The sequence below is a fragment of the Paraburkholderia sp. SIMBA_027 genome, from assembly GCF_046535315.1.
Classification (GTDB): domain Bacteria; phylum Pseudomonadota; class Gammaproteobacteria; order Burkholderiales; family Burkholderiaceae; genus Paraburkholderia; species Paraburkholderia tropica.
On sequence record NZ_JAWRWY010001779.1, the window covers coordinates 1 to 228 of the forward strand.

Genomic DNA, 228 nt, shown 5'->3' on the forward strand with positions numbered 1-228 from the left:
CTGAGTGCGCCGACGAAGCAGACGGTGCCGCCGGGTCGGATGAGTGAGAGCACATCAGGCAGTGCGGTGGCTCCCACGAATTCGAGTGCGGCGTCGACACCCTCCGGTGCGATCACCCGGATTGCCTCAGGAAGGGTCTCGTCGTCGCTGAGGGCGTGGTCCGCGCCGACGCTCTTGAGGAGGTCGGACTTGGCGGGGTTCCGGGTTGTTGCGATGACGGTGGCACCG

The 228-nt window shown here is 67.1% G+C and carries 1 protein-coding gene; it reads right to left on the reverse strand.

The window, feature by feature from the left end; genetic code table 11:
• On the reverse strand, positions 1-228 hold a 228-nt coding region (locus SB764_RS45280), incomplete at both ends, for a zinc-binding dehydrogenase (RefSeq protein WP_410867478.1).